The 15,748-nt window shown below is 72.7% G+C and carries 16 protein-coding genes and 1 pseudogene; 12 read left to right on the plus strand and 5 right to left on the minus strand.

The window, feature by feature from the left end:
* Nucleotides 1-40 precede the first annotated feature (40 nt).
* On the plus strand, nt 41-187 hold the full coding sequence (locus ACFY04_RS09550) for a hypothetical protein (RefSeq protein WP_389115313.1): 147 nt from the start codon (nt 41-43) through the stop codon (nt 185-187).
* Nucleotides 188-201: 14 nt separating this feature from the next.
* Here the strand turns inward: ACFY04_RS09550 and ACFY04_RS09555 are convergent, their stop codons facing one another.
* Nucleotides 202-864 carry a response regulator gene (locus ACFY04_RS09555; RefSeq protein WP_389115316.1) on the minus strand — a complete coding sequence of 221 codons (663 nt, stop codon included), beginning with the start codon at nt 862-864 and terminating at the stop codon, nt 202-204.
* Nucleotides 861-2,009, minus strand: a complete 1,149-nt coding sequence (locus ACFY04_RS09560) for a sensor histidine kinase (protein WP_389115317.1) — start codon at nt 2,007-2,009, stop codon at nt 861-863. Before ACFY04_RS09560 ends, ACFY04_RS09555 begins: the two co-directional genes overlap by 4 nt.
* Nucleotides 2,010-2,240: 231 nt before the next feature.
* Here ACFY04_RS09560 and ACFY04_RS09565 point away from each other — a divergent pair, with 231 nt between their 5' ends.
* Complete coding sequence (locus ACFY04_RS09565; RefSeq protein ID WP_389115318.1) at nt 2,241-3,743, plus strand: alpha/beta hydrolase family protein; 1,503 nt, start codon at nt 2,241-2,243, stop codon at nt 3,741-3,743.
* Nucleotides 3,744-3,856: 113 nt separating this feature from the next.
* A complete protein-coding gene (locus tag ACFY04_RS09570) occupies nt 3,857-4,357 on the plus strand; it encodes an IS5 family transposase (RefSeq protein ID WP_389115458.1) in 501 nt (166 codons plus the stop codon).
* On the opposite strand, the gene ACFY04_RS09575 is transcribed toward ACFY04_RS09570, so the two are convergent.
* Nucleotides 4,354-5,301 (minus strand): LysR family transcriptional regulator, encoded by a 948-nt coding sequence (locus ACFY04_RS09575; protein ID WP_389115320.1) that lies wholly within the window; start codon nt 5,299-5,301, stop codon nt 4,354-4,356. The two genes, ACFY04_RS09570 and ACFY04_RS09575, sit on opposite strands and share 4 nt — an antisense overlap.
* Nucleotides 5,302-5,410: 109 nt before the next feature.
* Between ACFY04_RS09575 and ACFY04_RS09580 the strand changes: the two genes are divergently transcribed.
* From ACFY04_RS09580 to ACFY04_RS09600, 5 genes and pseudogenes are all read left to right on the plus strand, one after another.
* On the plus strand, nt 5,411-6,328 hold the full coding sequence (locus ACFY04_RS09580; RefSeq protein WP_389115321.1) for an NAD(P)H-binding protein: 918 nt from the start codon (nt 5,411-5,413) through the stop codon (nt 6,326-6,328).
* A complete protein-coding gene (locus ACFY04_RS09585) occupies nt 6,318-6,683 on the plus strand; it encodes a darcynin family protein (protein WP_373039744.1) in 366 nt (121 codons plus the stop codon). The genes ACFY04_RS09580 and ACFY04_RS09585 overlap by 11 nt, the downstream gene beginning before the upstream one ends.
* 36 nt (nt 6,684-6,719) lie before the next feature.
* Nucleotides 6,720-6,965: pseudogene (locus ACFY04_RS09590) on the plus strand (transcriptional regulator); the annotation flags it as partial.
* A gap of 250 nt (nt 6,966-7,215) precedes the next feature.
* Entirely contained in the window at nt 7,216-8,073 is an 858-nt protein-coding gene (locus tag ACFY04_RS09595) for a C40 family peptidase (protein WP_389115323.1), read from the plus strand.
* A gap of 98 nt (nt 8,074-8,171) precedes the next feature.
* Nucleotides 8,172-8,555, plus strand: a complete 384-nt coding sequence (locus ACFY04_RS09600) for a hypothetical protein (RefSeq protein ID WP_389115325.1) — start codon at nt 8,172-8,174, stop codon at nt 8,553-8,555.
* A gap of 107 nt (nt 8,556-8,662) precedes the next feature.
* Here the strand turns inward: ACFY04_RS09600 and ACFY04_RS09605 are convergent, their stop codons facing one another.
* On the minus strand, nt 8,663-11,404 hold the full coding sequence (locus ACFY04_RS09605; RefSeq protein WP_389115328.1) for a M4 family metallopeptidase: 2,742 nt from the start codon (nt 11,402-11,404) through the stop codon (nt 8,663-8,665).
* A gap of 257 nt (nt 11,405-11,661) precedes the next feature.
* Between ACFY04_RS09605 and ACFY04_RS09610 the strand changes: the two genes are divergently transcribed.
* Both ACFY04_RS09610 and ACFY04_RS09615 read left to right on the plus strand, forming a co-directional pair.
* On the plus strand, nt 11,662-12,648 hold the full coding sequence (locus ACFY04_RS09610) for a hypothetical protein (protein WP_389115329.1): 987 nt from the start codon (nt 11,662-11,664) through the stop codon (nt 12,646-12,648).
* A 163-nt stretch (nt 12,649-12,811) separates the two neighbouring features.
* Nucleotides 12,812-13,492 carry a DUF6308 family protein gene (locus tag ACFY04_RS09615; RefSeq protein ID WP_389115330.1) on the plus strand — a complete coding sequence of 227 codons (681 nt, stop codon included), beginning with the start codon at nt 12,812-12,814 and terminating at the stop codon, nt 13,490-13,492.
* 120 nt (nt 13,493-13,612) lie between these two features.
* Here ACFY04_RS09615 and ACFY04_RS09620 read toward each other — a convergent pair whose 3' ends face one another.
* On the minus strand, nt 13,613-13,948 hold the full coding sequence (locus ACFY04_RS09620) for a hypothetical protein (RefSeq protein ID WP_389115331.1): 336 nt from the start codon (nt 13,946-13,948) through the stop codon (nt 13,613-13,615).
* A 332-nt stretch (nt 13,949-14,280) separates the two neighbouring features.
* Here ACFY04_RS09620 and ACFY04_RS09625 point away from each other — a divergent pair, with 332 nt between their 5' ends.
* Together ACFY04_RS09625 and ACFY04_RS09630 are read left to right on the plus strand one after the other, a co-directional pair.
* Complete coding sequence (locus ACFY04_RS09625) at nt 14,281-15,249, plus strand: Clp protease N-terminal domain-containing protein (RefSeq protein ID WP_389115332.1); 969 nt, start codon at nt 14,281-14,283, stop codon at nt 15,247-15,249.
* Between the two features lie 63 nt (nt 15,250-15,312).
* Nucleotides 15,313-15,702, plus strand: coding sequence for a hypothetical protein (locus ACFY04_RS09630; protein WP_389115333.1), 390 nt, complete (start codon nt 15,313-15,315; stop codon nt 15,700-15,702).
* Nucleotides 15,703-15,748 lie beyond the last annotated feature (46 nt).

A 15,748-nucleotide genomic window follows, 5' to 3' on the forward strand; every position in this document is an offset into this window, starting at 1 on the left:
GCACTACTAGGAGCTGTCCGGCCGATCATGTAACCGTCGTTTGATCTGTTCGTTCTTCCCGGTCGAGGGCGACCACCGCAGCGACTCCGCGGACTTCCGCTACCACCGCAACAGCCCCACCGGCGGCGCCGTCCCCGTCGGCGACGTGGTCGGCCCGGTCCGGGCCGTGGTCTGGCCGCTGTTCTGAGCCCTCGGCCGGCGTCAGGCCGGGGGGACCAGGCGGTTCTCGTGGGCGAAGACCACGGCCTGGATCCGGTCGCGGAGTTCCAGCTTGGGCAGGATCCGCCCCAGATGGGACTTCACGGTCGCCTCCGCGAGGTACAGGGCGGCCGCGATCTCGGCGTTGGACAGGCCGCGACCGACCTCGACGAGCACCTCGCGCTCCCGGGCGCTGAGCCGGTCCAGCCGCTCGTCGCGGACGGCGGTGCCCCCGTCGGCCAGGTGCGGACGGAAGTCCTCCAGCAGGCGCCGGGTGATCCGCGGGGAGAGCACCGCGTCGCCCGCCGCGACGTTGCGGATCGCGGTGAGAAGCTCCTCGGGCCGGGTGTTCTTCAGCAGGAAGCCCGAGGCCCCGGCGCCGAGCGCGGCGAAGGCGTACGCGTCCAGGTCGAAGGTGGTCAGGATCAGCACCCTGCTCCCCGGGGAGACCTCGACGACCTGCCGGGTCGCCTCGATCCCGTCCGTCCCGGGCATCCGGACGTCCATCAGTACGACGTCGGGCCGCAGCTCCCGGGAGAGGCGGACGGCCTGGGCGCCGTCCGCGGCCTCGCCGACCGGCGCCATATCGGGCTGGGCCTCCAGGACCGTGCCGAACGCCATCCGGAGCAGCGCCTCGTCGTCGGCGATCACAATGCGGATCGTCATACGGCGCCCGTCCCGCCGCTGTTGAGCAGGAGCCGGGTCCGCACACCCCAGCCGCCGCTCGGAAGCGGTCCGGCCCGCAGCGTCCCCCCGTAGGCGGCCGCGCGCTCGCGCATGCCGGGGATGCCGTGGCCGGACGGTCCGGCGGCGGGAAGCGCGGGCCGGGGGCCGCTGTCGGTGACCTCCACGCCGACGCTCCCGGCCGAGCACTCGACCAGGACCGTCGCGCGGGTGCCGGCGGGGGTGTGCTTGAGGGTGTTGGTCAACGCTTCCTGCACCAGGCGGTAGACGGTGAGTTGTGCGGTGGCCGGCACATGGGCGTGGCCGCCGCGGACCTCCAGGCCGGTCGGCAGCCCGGCGGCGGCCATCTGGTCGGCGAGCGCCTCCAGCTGGGCGATGCCGGGCAGCGGGTGGCGCTCGGCGTCCGGCTCGTCGGCCCGCAGGACGCCCAACGAGCGCCGCATGTCGGTGAGGGCCTGTCGGCCCGTCTCGGAGATCTGCAGCATCGCGGCGGTGGCCCGGTCCGGGGACCTGTGCTGCGCGTAGACGGCGGCGTCGGTGAGCGCGACCATGACGGACAGGTTGTGGGTGACGATGTCGTGCATCTCGCGGGTGATCCGGGCCCGCTCCTCGGCGACGGCCAGCAGCGCCTGCTGCTCCTGGTGCAGCGCCAGCCGTTCGGCCCGCTCCTGCACGGCGGCGAGGTAGGCCCGGCCGGTCCGCACGTTCACCCCGAGGACGGCGGCGGCGACGACCGTCGCGGAGAGCGCGACGAACGGGGTCAGGAACGCGCCGTTCGTTGCCCAGCGCAGGCAGGCCAGCACGGCCCCGCCCTCCACGACGGCGGCGGCGAGCAGCGTGCCCCGCCGGCCCGTGTGCGCGGCCGCCGTGTACAGGGCCACCAGCAGGGCGATGTCCCCGGGCAGTTGGACGTCCGCCAGCCACTGGACGAAGGCCGCGGCCACCACGGCGGCGAACACCGCGAGCGGGGCCCGGCGCCGCCACACCAGGGGCAGCGCCAGGGCGGCGGTGAGCGCCGCCGCCACCGGCAGCTCCCGGGCCGGGTACGTGGTCACGACGTTGAGCAGGAGCAGCGCCGGCAGTACCGAGTCCCACACCAGGGGCGGTACCCGGTCCCGGTCGCGCACCGTCACACCTCTCCGCCGATCGGTCGTCGTGCCGGCCCGGCCGGGGCCGCCACCGCGTACAGCCGAAGCCTAGGCCGCGGGTCCGCGCCGCACATGAGCCCGGCGTCGGAGCGCAATGTGCCGGGGTACGACCACAGGAGGAGACCCGCCACCTCCCGCGGTCGTAGGCCCACCGCCGGTCCGGGGTGCCCGGTTGCCACTCCGGTCGCAGTCGGCGGCGACCCGGGGCCGATGCGGCGGCGCGGGCCCGGCGCCGAGCATGGCCGGGTGACCGAAACCATCCCGGGGCTGTTCCTGTCCCTTCCGGAAGTCCTCGTCCTGCTGGGCGCCGTCGCGCTGCTGGTGGCGCGCTGGCTCCCCCCGGCCGCCCGCCGGCCCGTCACCGTCGTGGCGGGGGCGGTCCTCGTACCGTCGGCGATCGTGCTGGGCATCGTGGGGATCCGCTGGCAACTGCTGCCGGTCCTGGCCGGCGCCGCCGTCGCCTCGGCGTTCGCCCTCCCGCCCCTGCTGCGGCGCGGTGCCGGCCGACCGGCGTGGCGGGCCCGCTGGTGGCTGGCCCTGCCGGGATCGCTGGCCTGCGCCGGCCTGATCGCCACCGGCCCGGTGGCCGCCTGGGCCTTCCCCGTGCCCGTCTTCCCCGAGCCGACGGGCGCCTTCGCGGTCGGCACCCGGGTGGTGCAGTGGACCGACCCGCTCCGCCCCGAGAGCTTCACCGCCGATCCGGACGACCGGCGCACGGTCGTGGCCCAGCTCTGGTACCCCGGGCAGAAGAGCCCCGCCGGCACCCAGCGGGCCCAGTACCTGGGACGCACGGAGGGCGAGGCGCGGACCGTCTCCGAGGCCCTCGCCGGCGGGGTCGGCCTGCCCGGTTTCCTGGTCGACGGCGTCCCGAGGGCCCGCAGCCGCGCCGTCGTCGACGCCCCGGTGGCCGGCGGGGGAGAGCGGTTCCCGGTCGTCCTCTTCTCCCCGGGGTCGGGCGGGGTGCGGACCCAGAACACCGCCTGGGCGGAGGAGCTGGCCAGCCACGGCTACCTGGTGGCCGCCCTCGACCACCCGTACGACTCCACCGTCGTCGTCCTCGCAGACGGCCGCACGATCCGCGCCACCACCGCCTCCTCCGGGGACCGCGACAGGGACGAGGAGCTGGCCGCCGGCTGGACCGCCGTCAGGGCCGCCGACCTCGGCTTCGTCCTCACCCGGCTGGAGCGACTGGACAGAGGTGAGACCGCCGACCCGCTGACCGGACGCCTGGACACCGGCCGCGCCGCGGTGGCCGGCCACTCCCTGGGCGGAGCCGCCGCCCTGCAGGCGGCCCGGCAGGACCGCCGGTTCGACGCCGTCGTCGACCTGGACGGCTACCCCCACGGCCCCACCGCGCCCGCCCTCGAGCAGCCGGCGCTCGCGCTCACCCAGGAGATCACCGCCGGCACCGACCCGCGCTACCTGCCCCGCCTCACCGAGGCCCTTGAGCACAGCACCGCGACGAGCTACCGGCTCACCGTCCCCGGCGCCGGGCACCTCACCTTCACGGACGGCCCGCTCTACCTGCCGCCGGTGCCCTCGATCGTCGGCACCCTGGGCCGCACCGAGAGCCCGCGCGTCGTCGCCGCGGCCACCCTCGCCTTTCTGGACGCCACTCTGCGAGGCCGCCCCGGCGACCCGGCCGACACCCTCCGGGCCTACGGCACGGTCTCATCATCAGGGGCTCGGAGAACTGCGACGCCAACCCCGTGATCGGCCTTACGCGCGTGTTCGGCCATCCACAGGGTCGGCCTCGCAGTTCCCCGGGCCCCGGAGCTGTCGGGCCGATCATGAAACCGTCGTTTGATCTGCTCGTTCTTCCCGGTATGGGGCGGGGAGAACGCGGTGATCTGTCGGACGCGGAGTGGGAACGGTTGCGGCCGTTCCTGCCGGTGAGTAACGGTCGGTGCGGGCGGTGGCGTGATCACCGGAGGGCGATCGACGGGACTCTGCACCGGGTCCGGACCGGGGTGCACTGGCGCGATCTGCCTGAGCGGTTCGGACCATGGAAGACGGTCTATGAGCGCCATCGGTCGTGGTCGGCCGACCGCACCTGGGAACGTCTGCTGCAGCAGGTCCAGGCCGCGGCCGACGCGGCCGGCGACATCGACTGGGACATTCCGGTGGACTCCACCATCGTGCGCGTCCACCCGCACGCGGCCGGCGCCCGCACCGACCCGCCGTCGGCCCTCGCCGGCTCAAAGGGGGACGAGACGCTGGAACTGCACCCACGCAATGGCCGCTTCACGAGCCCCTTCCGTCACAGCCACCCCGTCCAGCAGAGGACCAGCCTAGAGAGTCACATGATCGGCCGGACAGCTCCTTAGCGCTCCCGGGGCGGGCGGAGGACTCGGCGTACGGCGTCGCGCAACCACTGGTGGGCTCCGTCGGCGCTGTGACGCGGGTGCCAGGCCATGCCGATCGTCAGGGGTGGCAGCGGCAGTGGGATGTCCAGCAGGCGCAGTCCCATCGCGTGTGCCGCGTCGCTGAGCGGGGAACGGGGCTCGCCCGGCAGCGCGGTCGGTACCAGGCAGACCGCGTTGCCCACCGCGGCCAGCGCCATCGCCGCCAGATGTCCGGGCAGAACGGCGCTGACCTGCCGGCCGAGTCCCTGCTCGGCGAGGGCCGAGTCCAGCGGGCCGGTGAAGCGGCCCCGGCGGCTGACCGCCACGTGCTCGGCCGCGGCCAGCCTCGCGGGGGTCAGGGTTCCCTCGGTGAGCGGGTGCCCGGCCCTGACGCCGGCCGACAACCGCAGCGTGACCAGCTCTTCGACGCGGGTCTCCGGGTCGACGTGGTCGATGGCCCCGATCTCCAGGTCGACCCGGCCCTCGCGCAGCGCAGGGCCCGCCTCCCACTCCTCGGCCAGCACCCGCAGCGATACGCCCGGCGCCCGGCGCCGGGCCAGCCCGAGCAGACCCGGCGCCAGTGCCGCGCCGACCAGGTCCGAGGCCTGGACGGTGAAGGTGCGCCGCAGGCCGGCAGGGTCGATCCCGCCGCTCGGGGTGAGCAGTGCCTCCAACTGCCGCACCACCGCGGCGGCCTCGTCCCGCAGCGCCTCGGCACGGGGCGTGGGCACCATCGCCTGCCCTGCCCGTACCAGCAGCGGATCCTGGAGCACCCGGCGCAGCCGGGCCAGGGTGCGGCTCATCGCCGCGGGGGAGGTGCGCAGCCGCGCGGCGGCGCGGGTGACGCTCTGCTCGGTCAGCAAGGCGTCGAGGGCGACGGCGAGATTGGCGTCGAGGTTCGGAACTGGGCTGCTGCTCACCGGCATTATTCCGTTTCGGGCAATGATTGGATGCTGAAGTTCCCATTGTGGCAATGCGGCGGGCTCTCGCACGATGAGGGGGCCTTATCGATCCGACACAGACCACGAGGTTTTCATGATCGTCATTACCGCCCCCACCGGGAACATCGGCCGTCGGCTGCTGTCCCTGCTGGTCGAGGCCGCGCCCGCACACGGAGAGGAGTTGCGCGTCGTGGTCCGCGATCCGGCCCGGATCCCTGACGCCGTGCGCGGAGCGGTCGAGGTGGTCACCGGCTCGCACGGTGATGCGGCGACCGTCGAGCGCGCCTTCACCGGGGCCGACGCCGTCTTCTGGCTCGTTCCGCCGGACGCCTCGCTCACGCCCGAGGAGGCGTACAGCGGCTTCACCCGCCCGGCCGCGCGGGCGTTCGCCGCCCACGGCGTCGGCCGTGTCGTCGGCGTCTCGGCGCTCGGCCGCGGCACCCCTCAGGCCGGCCGGGCCGGGCTGGTCACCGCCTCCCTCGCCATGGACGACCTGATCGCCGATTCCGGGGTCGCCTACCGAGCCCTGGCCAATCCGTCCTTCTTCGAGAACCTGCTGGAGGAGGCCGACTCGATCCGCGAGAAGGGCGTCTTCACCGACACCGTCGCCGCGGACCGTCCGGCCCCGCTGGTGGCCGTCGCCGACATCGCGGCGACGGCGGCCGGGCTGCTGCTGGACCGTTCCTGGACCGGCGTCGGCAGTGTGCCGGTGCTCGGCCCTCAGGACCTGTCGCCCAACGACATGGCCCGCATCATGAGTGAGGAACTGGGCCGTCCGGTCCGCTACGCGCGTGAGTCGCTCGACGAAATGCGGTCCACCCTGCTCGCCTACGGCCTCAATGCGGCGTTCGTCGAGGGCATGGTCGACATGAAGCGGGCCAAGGACCGGGGCCTGGACTCGGGTTTCGCCCGCTCGCCACAGGCGGGCCCGGCCACCGGCTTCGCCCAGTGGTGCGCGCAGACCCTCAAGCCCGCCGTCCTCGCCACATCGGAGGCAGCCGATGCCCACTGACCGAACCGAGCCGCCGGTCACCGCGTTCATCCTGGTCAAGACCACGCCCGAGTGGCTGGCGATGACCGTGGCCGAACGAGTCCACGCCTTCACCACCCACGTCGTTCCGGTGATCGAGGCCCGTACCCACGGCGTCCGCTCCCGCTTCTACGACACGGAGTTCTACTCGGCGCGGGTGACCGACATCTGGGTCTGGGAGGCGGACGACCATGACGCCTATCGGCTGCTGATCGACGCGCTGCGCGAAACCCCCTTCTGGGACCGCTACTTCGACGTCGTGGACCTGCTCGTGGGTACCGAGAACGGCTACGCCCGCACCTACGGCCTGGAGCCGGTGGCCACCCTCGCCACCTGACGCACTGCCCCGACCGCCCGGTGCCGCCGCCCTGCGGGGGCGCCGGGCGGGGACTCTCTCTCCCCCCGGAGCTCGGCGCCGAGGCCCGTTTTCAGCGAGCGAATTTCCCTCATGCTGAGCGACGACGAAGCGCTCGCCGTGCTGCTCGGCCTGGTCGCCGGCCGGCGATCGGACCTGACGACGTCCACGGACACGGCGAGCGAGACGGCGGCGGCCAAGATCCGGCGTGTGCTGCCCGAGAGGCTGTGCCGCAGGCTCGACGCCGTACTCGGCTCGCTCGCCGGGGCGCATTGACGGATGCTCAAAGAGCCTGGTGGGAGGGGGTTTCCCGGGAGTTTCCCGTTTCCCGTTGAGGTGGGCGACCCGCGCCTCCTCGACAGGGTGGGGTGGCGGGGCACAGTCTCGGAGTGCCCGGCGGACGGACGGACGGACGGACGGCCGGTCCGTGCTCCCTATGACGAGCACGCCGCGAACACCGCGACGAAAACGACGACCCGCAGGACACCACGTGGCGGGGACAGGGGGACCGGACATGGCGATGCGGAGAACTGCGGTGGCGGCGGTGGCGGTGCTCACGCTCCTGGCCACATGGGGAGGAGCCCACGACGCCACGGTGGCCGCGGCACCGAAGGCGGCGGAGGCGGCGGAGGCGTGCGGCGTGCTCGCCCCGGGGGCCTCCACGGCGGCCGAGAAGGCCGTAGGAGCGGCGTGCGAACAGATCGGCGTCTGGTACACCTGGGGCGGCGGCCACGGGCAACAGCCGGGGCCGACGTACGGTCAGGTCGACCCGAGCGACCCGGACAGCGCACACGACCCGGAGCGGCTGGGCTTCGACTGCTCGGGACTGGTCCGGTACGCCTACCACCGTGCGGCCGGCGGCGACCCGCTCCCCGGCAACGCCTACCACCAGTTCCACTCACCGCAGGTGCAACAGCGATTCACAGCCGCCGCGGGAACCGCGCCGCTGCTCCCGGGGGACCTCCTGGCCTGGGGTTCAGGGGGCTTCATCCACCACATCGCGATCTACCTGGGCGCGGGGAAGATGGTCGAGGCCCGGGAATCGGGCACCCGGATCACCGTCAGCGACGTACGGCTGGGCGGGGACTACGCGGGAGCGGTCCGCATCGCGCCGGCCACGGCACCCGGCACGTTCAGCACCTGGGGCACGGACGTGTGGACCCACAAGGAACCGTCCACCGGCAGCCCGCGGGTACACCGGTTCCCCGGCCCGACCACCGTGCGCATCGAGTGCCAGAAGCACGCCCAACCGGTGACGGCGGAGGGCTACACCAACGACGCCTGGTCCTACCTGCCCGAGTACGGGGCGTGGATCACCAACATCTACATCAAGGGCGCCGCCTGGCTGGACGGCGTACCCACCTGCCCCTGAGTACCGCCCGCACCACCGATCACGCACCACCGATCACGCACCACTGACTACTCACCACCGTCACCCGGCTCCCGAGGGAGCCCTTCCGAGGAGGAAGCATGTACGCAGGCAGGAAGATCGCCCTGGGCTTCGCCACCGTCGCACTGGCGGGCGCCATGGCCACCGTGACCGGCCCCGCCCAGGCGACGGCCGCCACCGGGAAGAGCACAGCCGCCGAATGCGGCGTGCGCGCCGACGGCAAGCTGTGGTGCGGCAACCGCGTCGGCGCCAAGGGCTACGAGCACCGCCGCTACAACTCCGCGGTGCGGGGGCCGCTGAACACGAGCCCCAGCTGGTTCCAGTGCTGGGGCCGCGGTGACCAGCACGCCGGCGGCAACAACGTCTGGTACTGGACCCAGCTCGACAACGGCCAGTGGGGCAACGTCGCGGCCGTGGACGTCCACACCTCGGTCGACCCCGCCCCGGGCCTGCGCGAGTGCTGACACCCTGAGGGCCGTGCCGCCCCTCCCCGCCAGGAGGGGCGGCACGCGAACGGGGCCGACGGCACAGCCGTCGGCCCCGCCTCACTCATCAGCAGGGTCAGCAGGGATCAGCAGGTCCCGGCCGGCCGCTCCCGGACCACCAGATCGGTGGAGCCGGTGGTCGCGTCCAGCCAGGCGACCTGACGGCCCGCGCCGGCCGCCGGGTGGCTCTGCTCACCGCGGTTGCAGGAGACCCGCTCGCGACGGGAGCCGTCGGTGGTCAGCTGCCACAGCTTGGGCAGCGACTCGTTGCGGTACCGCGTGTCGGGCGTCTGGGCGACCAGCGTCAGCGCGTCCTGCGAGACCGTCAGGTCGGAGGCGATGAAGGCGCCCGGCTTGTGCTCGCTGCTGACGATGAAGGAGCCGCGGCCGTCCAGGCCGGAGCTGATCACCGACGTCAGACCGCCGTCGCTCTCATCGGTGTCGGCCAGCCAGAACACGTTCTTGCCGTTGATGCCGGTCTGGCCGAGGCTCACCGGCTCGTCGAGCTGTTCGGTCATGACCGCCTTGCCGGTGGCGAGGTCGACGACCTCCACGCCCAGCCGGTAGGAACCGTTCTGCGGGTACAGCTTCGCGTAGGCGATCTTGTTGTCGCTGATGGAGGGGAGGGCGGTCAGGGTGTTCCACTTCCGCCCGTCGGTGAAGACCGGGGCCTTGTCGGTGGGCCGCATGTAGCCGACGTGCCGGCCGCCGAGGATGTCGTACTCCTCGAACACGACGGTGTTCTTCTCCACCCGCAGGCCCGCGACACCGGTCGCCGAGCTGTGGAGGGTCTTGATCGGGCCGCCCGCCACGGGACGGGTGAGGACGTCGACCGAGGTCGGGCCGTACGCCGTCCACACCACGGTCTTGCCGTCCGTCGCCGGGGCCGTGTGGTAGCGGCCGTCGTTGGGGCTGATCACCTTCGGGGCACCCTTGCCGTCCAGGCGGCCGGCGTAGACCGAGTAGGGCTCGGAGCCGTCGTCGTTGGACTTGGAGGCCGTCCACCAGCCGCCGCCCGCACCCACTCCGGAGTCGGTGGTGTTCAGCTTGCCGAAGAGGGTGTCGGTGTCGATGCCGAGGGCCTGCTCCCAGTCAGGGATGATGCCGTGGGCGTTGAACGACCGCTTGACCGTGTTCTGCTGGGCGGAGGTCGCGCCCAGCGCCTTGGCCGCCGCGATCACCGCGCCCCGGGCCTCGGTGAACCCGTCGATGGGCGTCATGTACTCGGTGACGGCCTTGTACACGATCTTGTCGGCCAGGGCGCCGCCCAGGTCCTCGCGCATGTCCCACAGCGCGCCGGAGAAGATCGTCGAGTTCAGGTGCACGCCGCCGTTGTCGGTGGCGAACGACACGCCCAGGAAGCTCTTCGAGGTGGTGGCCCCGTCGTTGAGGTCGCGCAGGGCGCAGTCGGCGGCCGCCTTCGTACGGCACAGGTTCTCGCCGATCAGGCCGGCGGCCGGATCGCTCATCGGCGTCCCGCTCGCGGTGACGTCGATCGCGTTGCCGAAGTAGTCCGCCAGGGCCTCGTTCAGGGCGCCCGACTGGCCCGCGTAGACCAGGTTCGCCGTGTGCTCGATGACCCCGTGGGTCATCTCGTGGCCGACGACGTCCGTGTCGGCGGACATGGGCTTGAACTCCGTGTCCCCGTTGCCGTAGACCATCTTGGTGCCGTCCCAGAACGCGTTGGCGTAGGGCAGGCCGTAGTACGTCACGCCGACCAGGGAGTTGACGGCCCCGCCGTTCCCGTCGAGGCTGTCGCGCCCGAAGTTCTTCTTGTAGAAGTCGTAGACCTGGCCCGCGTTCCAGTGGGCGTCCACGGCCCCCGAATCCGTCGCCTCAGCGCCGAAAGCGGTGCTGGGGGAGGAGAACACGGTGATGCCGGAGGGCCACGTGCCCGAGGTCTCCGACACCGACTTGCCACGCGCGTCCCACGTGGCCAGCAGGCTCTTGCTGGTGGCGCGCATGCGGCCCGCGTCCGCAAGGAGGTAGCTGCCGGCCGCCGGGTCGTAGGCGATGTCCAGCGAGGTCGCGGCGCCGCCCAGCCGGGCTCCGGACCCGGTCTCGGGGACCAGGTTCGGCGGAGTGGCCGGCGGGCCGCCCGCCGTCGGGCCCTCGGCGGCCTCGGCGGACGTCCGGGCCGCGGGGGCCGCCATCGTCTTCAACGCGCTGTACTGGAGCGCCGGATAGCCCGAGCGGGCGTCCACGTACACCTCGTCCACGACCGGCGCCCCGGTGCCGGGCGCGGTACCCCGCACGGTGACGCGGTAGGCGAGGACGCCGCCCCCCTTGGGCAGGACGACGAGCCCCTTGACGTCACCGGTCATGCCGGTGGCCGCCGGATCACCGGACTCGGACCGCGGTGCACGGCTCTTGTCGAGAGCGGCTCCCAGCCGGCGGGCCGTGGCGGCCACCGCACGGCGGACCGCGACGTCCTCGCTGACCTGGGGGGTGACATCGGTGCTCAGGGCGGTGAAGTAGTGCCCCGAGGTGCCGGTGACCACGCGCTTGCCGTCCTGCTTCTGCATGCGCACGACGTACTGGCCGCCCAAGACGTCGACACCGCGGTGCTTCTGCTGCAGCCGGACCGTCTCGTCCTTGGACCCCGTGGCCGTCGCCGCCAGGGGGACGAGGTCGCTGCCCGCCCGCGGGATCTTGTAGCGGCTCTTGTTCGCGGCGAGGTGCTGCCGTGCCGCGTCGGCCGGGGCGGCCTTGGCGTCCACGGGCTCCCGTATGCCCTCGACGAGCACCGGGGTCGCGGTGTCCTGGCCGGGAAGGGCGTTCGAGGGGCCGGGGTCCGCGGCCCACGCCGGAGACACCTGCAAGGTCATTGCGGCGGCGAGCAGAACCGCTATTCCTCCGGCGGAGCGGAGCTCTTTCCGCCATATCCGTCGTGCGGCGGGGGTGGGCGCCGACGAACCTGCGCTGAACTTGGGCAAGGGATCTCCTCAACCATGAGTGCCTGATGCGTTGCTGTGAGTCGTCGCCATGCAAGCGTCGCGGGCGGCTCCGGACCAGAGCCGAGCCCCCCTCAGAAGTGGCCATGCACACTTGTGGGGGCCCTGTGAAGGCGGTCAAAATCCCCCGCATGATCGAAACCGACCCGCACGACCGGACTCCGGCCCGCACGCAGGACGACAGCAGGGCGGTGATCCACACGGCCGCCGACCCGGCCGCCGTACTGCACGTACTCATCCAGCGCCGCCAGGCCCTCCTGCACCAGGAGTCGGCCGACCTGAAGTCCCTGCGCTCCTACGCCGACCGGCTGGCCCACCGGCTTCCCCCGAAGCCCGCGAGAACCCCAGGGCCCGCGGCCGGCATCGAGATACTCACCGGCACCGAAGCGGTCGGCGCCCGCCTCGACACGATGCTCGAAGCCGCTGAGACGGAGGTCCTGATCCTCGACCGCGCGACGCGGACCACCGGGGCGCCCGACGGCACAGGCGCGCCCGGCAGCACCGGGGAGGCCGCCGGCACCGGGGAGGCCGGCGCGGACCGCATCCGCCGCCTGCTGGCGCGCGGCGTCGCCGTACGGACCGTCACCGACCGGCGTGGCACCGACTTCCCCGACCGGGCGCAGGAGCTGATCGCCCTCACCGGACTCGGCCTCCAGGCCCGCATCGGACAGAGCCTGCCCACCGCCCTGGTCCTCGTGGACCGGCGTACCTGCCTGCTGCCCCCGCCGACCGGCAACGACGAAGGAGACGACGCAGCGGCCCTGGTGTTCGGCGACCGCCTGCTGCACCGGGCCGCCCTGCCGCTGTTCGAGTCCCTGTGGGCGCGCGCCACCCCCCTCGGCAGCCCCGGCGGCCCCCTCACCGCGGACCAACGGGAACTGCTCGGGCTGCTCGCCTCCGGCCTGAAGGACGAAACCATCGCACGCCGGCTCGGTGTGCACGTGCACACCGTCCGCCGGCGGATCACCCGCATGCTGGAGGAACTCGACGCCGACACCCGCTTCCAGGCCGGCGTCCAGGCCGCCATCCGCGGCTGGCTCCGCCCGCACCCCGACCCGGCGGGCGAGCACTTATCGGCATCCGGCGGTTCCGGGCCCACGGCGATGGCGAACGGCTGACCCACGAGGACGCGAACGGAGTCGGCCCGGAACCGCCCCGCGCAACCGGCCCTCTTCGAGTCCGCCGTGCCGCCGCCTCCTGCACCATCTGTACGAGCAGTCGTCCCACTGCTGCGGCCCGCCCTTCGCCGCTGGACCAGCCCCCCGTCAGGACGGAGCACGGATGCCTTCTACGGCCGTCCCCGTGCAGCCCTTCACCGAACGGCTGCACACCTTTGTCACCCGCCCCCGGGCCCTCGCGGATCTCCAGCGCTACTTCGGGATCAGCCGGCCCTCCGGCACACCTGCGTACACCGGCGGACGGTTCGAGCACCTGGCGGGCGGGGGAGACCGCCCGGACATCGCCGACCGGATCACTGCGGAGGACCTCGTCGCGGTGCAGACCCTGTCGGTGACCGTTCCGGCGCGTGTCGCACTGGACATGCTGGAGGGCCGTCTCGGAGCGCGGCTGTCCGATCTGCTGCAGGCCATTCCGCGCGGCACCGACATGGCCGATGCCGCAGCCACCGTCCTGTCCGACGGCTCGCCGGCGGACCAGGCCTGGAAACTCCTTCGTGACCAGCCCGATGTCGGCTGGGTGATCGCGGGCAAACTTCTCGCCCGGAAGCGTCCGCAGCTGCTGCCGGTCTACGACACGGTGGTGCGCTGCGCCCTGGGGCGCCCGCGCCCCTCGTTCTGGCTCACGCTGCATGCCGCGCTGCGTGCGGACAACCGCGCCCTGCACCGCCAGTTGCTCGCGCTGCGCGAGGCCGCGGCGGTGGCGGAGACGGTGAGTGCGCTGCGGGTGTGCGATGTGGTGGTGTGGATGGGGCACCGGGCGGAACGCCACGCCTGCCCTCGCTGACCCGCCGGCGAGGGGGCCAGGGCCGGCCGCCGCTGCTGCCCGACGGACAGGAGGCCGACCGGAGCGGACAGCCGGGCGCGGGCGAACCGGTTTCCGTGCGGGGAAGCGTCGCCTCCGCGGTTACTCGGGATGCGCCACCGCGTCCTTCTGGAGCTGCACCGCCGCCAGCAGGCTCAGCTTCGGCTCCGCCTGGCGCAGTGCCTTCACCGCGGCGACCGAGCCGATGTCCCCCGTGAATCCGGCGGCGGTCAGCCGGGAGCGGACCCAGCGTGCGCGTAGCTGGGTCTCGCCGGCGCCGGCGGCGGCTTCGACCAGTGCGATTGCGCGTTCCAGGCCCGGGCGTTCTTCCGGCGAGGCCTCGTCCAGCGCCTGGCGCAGGGATGGCGCAATCGCGTCCGTGTCACGGATGAGCAGTACGAAGTTGCGCTCGGTGTTCATTCCCAGGAATCCGGTCATGCGAATCATCGTGGGGGTCGTGTTCCGTGCACAGCAAGGGACTTGAGGAGCAGCAGAGGTTCGGCCCTACGCCGCCCACCGGCAACGCACCGCGAAGAACCGGCATCGCCCGGCCCCGTGTGCGGCGCCCCTGAGGGCTGCGGCCCCCTGTAGGTGCCGGCGGACACGCGGCCGGACTCCCGGTGGCGGCCAGATCCTGAACGAAGGGGGATTTCCAGCTCAGTTGCCACCCGTGACGACACCAACGCCGGAGCGTGATTCCTCCTTTCGTCGCACCGGTTTCCGACTGTGGGCTGATGCAACATCCCTGCGCCCCGGCCAAGATCGTCCGCATGACCTCAGACTTCCGTGCCGACCAGGCCCTGCTCACAGCGCTCGGCCCGGTCTACGCAAGGCGCCACGTCAGCACACACCTCCTGCTGTCCTGCATCAGCAAGGACGAACGGGTCCGGGAGTTCCTCGCCGCGTACCACCTCACCACGCACGTGATCCGCCACGGCGCCGGGGGGATGGACGAGGAACCCGGAAAGGTCGAGGTTCCGCTCGCCGGGCAGGAGCACCGCTCGCTCACGCTCAGCACTGCCGGGGCGGCGGCGCTCGCCCGGTGCCGGGAGCAACCGTCCGTGACCGGTCGGGGCGTCGAGCGCTCGCCGGCCGATCTGCTGGTGGCCGTCCTGGACGACCCGTCCTGCGGGGCGGTGAGCTACCTCAACGGATGCGGGGTGGACGTCGTTGCCCTGCAGCAGGCCGTGCGGTCGGGACAGGTCCCTGTCGTGGAGGACGCCGTCCCGCCGGAGCTGCGCTCCACCCGCGACGCCCTGGTGGGCCGCCGCCGCTACAAGCCCCGTGAGCTGGGACAGTTCTGGACGACGCTGCTGGTCAGGACCATGCCGATGAACGCCGCGGCGCACCCGGTGCTGTGGGCGCGTCTGGAGGCCGGGGAACTTGCCGGACAGCACCGTGGGAAGGTCCGCACCGACGATGTCCTCCTGGGCATGCTGCGGACGTACGCGGTCGCGCAGGCCTACCCGCACCTGATGAAAGCGGCGAAGGCCGACTACGACGGGGGCCGGGTGCTGGTCGAGAGCGGTGTGGACCACGAACGGGTGCGTGCCGTGATGGCGAGTACAGACCTCGGCCAGGACACGGTGCCGCCGCGCGAGCTGCTCAAGGACACGATGGCCGGCGGCACCTCCGGCCTGCTGGACCGGCTGCTCAGCGAGCCGGGGAACCGCAGTGTCCGGCTGTTGGCGGCGCTCGACGTGGAGCCGGCCGGTCTTCGGCGCCCCGCCGGTTCCTGACCGCTGCTGGTGCACCCGTGGGGATCGCATATACCAGTACCTGACGATGGGCGGGAGAAGAACGTGGTGATCGATTGGACCCGGGGCGATACGACGGTCCGGTGGAGCGGGCCCGCCGGGAATGCCGAGAAGCCGTACGACCTTCCGCCGCAGGCCGTCGTGGCATGGCGGGAGTCCGACGAGACGCTGGTGCTGGTGGTGGAAGCGCTCAATGGCGCGCCCTTCACCTCGTCGGACAACGCGGTGGTCTACCGGGCCGACGGTTCGCAGCGGTTCCGGCTGCAACCGCCGCGTGACCTGGTGTACGAGCGGCACGACATGCACGGCTTCTACGACGCCTTCCTGCAGGACGGGCGGCCGCTTCTGATCATGGTCACGCGCAACGCAGGTGATTTCCAGGGGCGCATCGACGTGGAGACCGGCGAGATCGTGGACACCAACCACTGGAGATGAGCACGAGAAGGAGTCCGTGTCTGCGCCGGTGCAGGCGATGAACTCC

Origin of the sequence: Streptomyces sp. NPDC001549 (genome assembly GCF_042894025.1) — a bacterium.
GTDB classification, from domain to species: Bacteria; Actinomycetota; Actinomycetes; order Streptomycetales; family Streptomycetaceae; genus Streptomyces; species Streptomyces kutzneri.

Bases quoted from the DNA above. Each gene is read 5' to 3' on its own strand.
- ACFY04_RS09555 (WP_389115316.1), bottom strand. From the start codon at position 864: ATGACGATCCGCATTGTGATCGCCGACGACGAGGCGCTGCTCCGGATG.
- ACFY04_RS09565 (WP_389115318.1), top strand. From the start codon at position 2,241: ATGCGGCGGCGCGGGCCCGGCGCCGAGCATGGCCGGGTGACCGAAACC.
- ACFY04_RS09570 (WP_389115458.1), top strand. From the start codon at position 3,857: ATGGGGCGGGGAGAACGCGGTGATCTGTCGGACGCGGAGTGGGAACGG.
- ACFY04_RS09575 (WP_389115320.1), bottom strand. From the start codon at position 5,301: ATGCCGGTGAGCAGCAGCCCAGTTCCGAACCTCGACGCCAATCTCGCC.
- ACFY04_RS09580 (WP_389115321.1), top strand. From the start codon at position 5,411: ATGATCGTCATTACCGCCCCCACCGGGAACATCGGCCGTCGGCTGCTG.
- ACFY04_RS09585 (WP_373039744.1), top strand. From the start codon at position 6,318: ATGCCCACTGACCGAACCGAGCCGCCGGTCACCGCGTTCATCCTGGTC.
- ACFY04_RS09595 (WP_389115323.1), top strand. From the start codon at position 7,216: ATGGCGATGCGGAGAACTGCGGTGGCGGCGGTGGCGGTGCTCACGCTC.
- ACFY04_RS09600 (WP_389115325.1), top strand. From the start codon at position 8,172: ATGTACGCAGGCAGGAAGATCGCCCTGGGCTTCGCCACCGTCGCACTG.
- ACFY04_RS09605 (WP_389115328.1), bottom strand. From the start codon at position 11,404: ATGACCTTGCAGGTGTCTCCGGCGTGGGCCGCGGACCCCGGCCCCTCG.
- ACFY04_RS09610 (WP_389115329.1), top strand. From the start codon at position 11,662: ATGATCGAAACCGACCCGCACGACCGGACTCCGGCCCGCACGCAGGAC.
- ACFY04_RS09615 (WP_389115330.1), top strand. From the start codon at position 12,812: ATGCCTTCTACGGCCGTCCCCGTGCAGCCCTTCACCGAACGGCTGCAC.
- ACFY04_RS09620 (WP_389115331.1), bottom strand. From the start codon at position 13,948: ATGACCGGATTCCTGGGAATGAACACCGAGCGCAACTTCGTACTGCTC.
- ACFY04_RS09625 (WP_389115332.1), top strand. From the start codon at position 14,281: ATGACCTCAGACTTCCGTGCCGACCAGGCCCTGCTCACAGCGCTCGGC.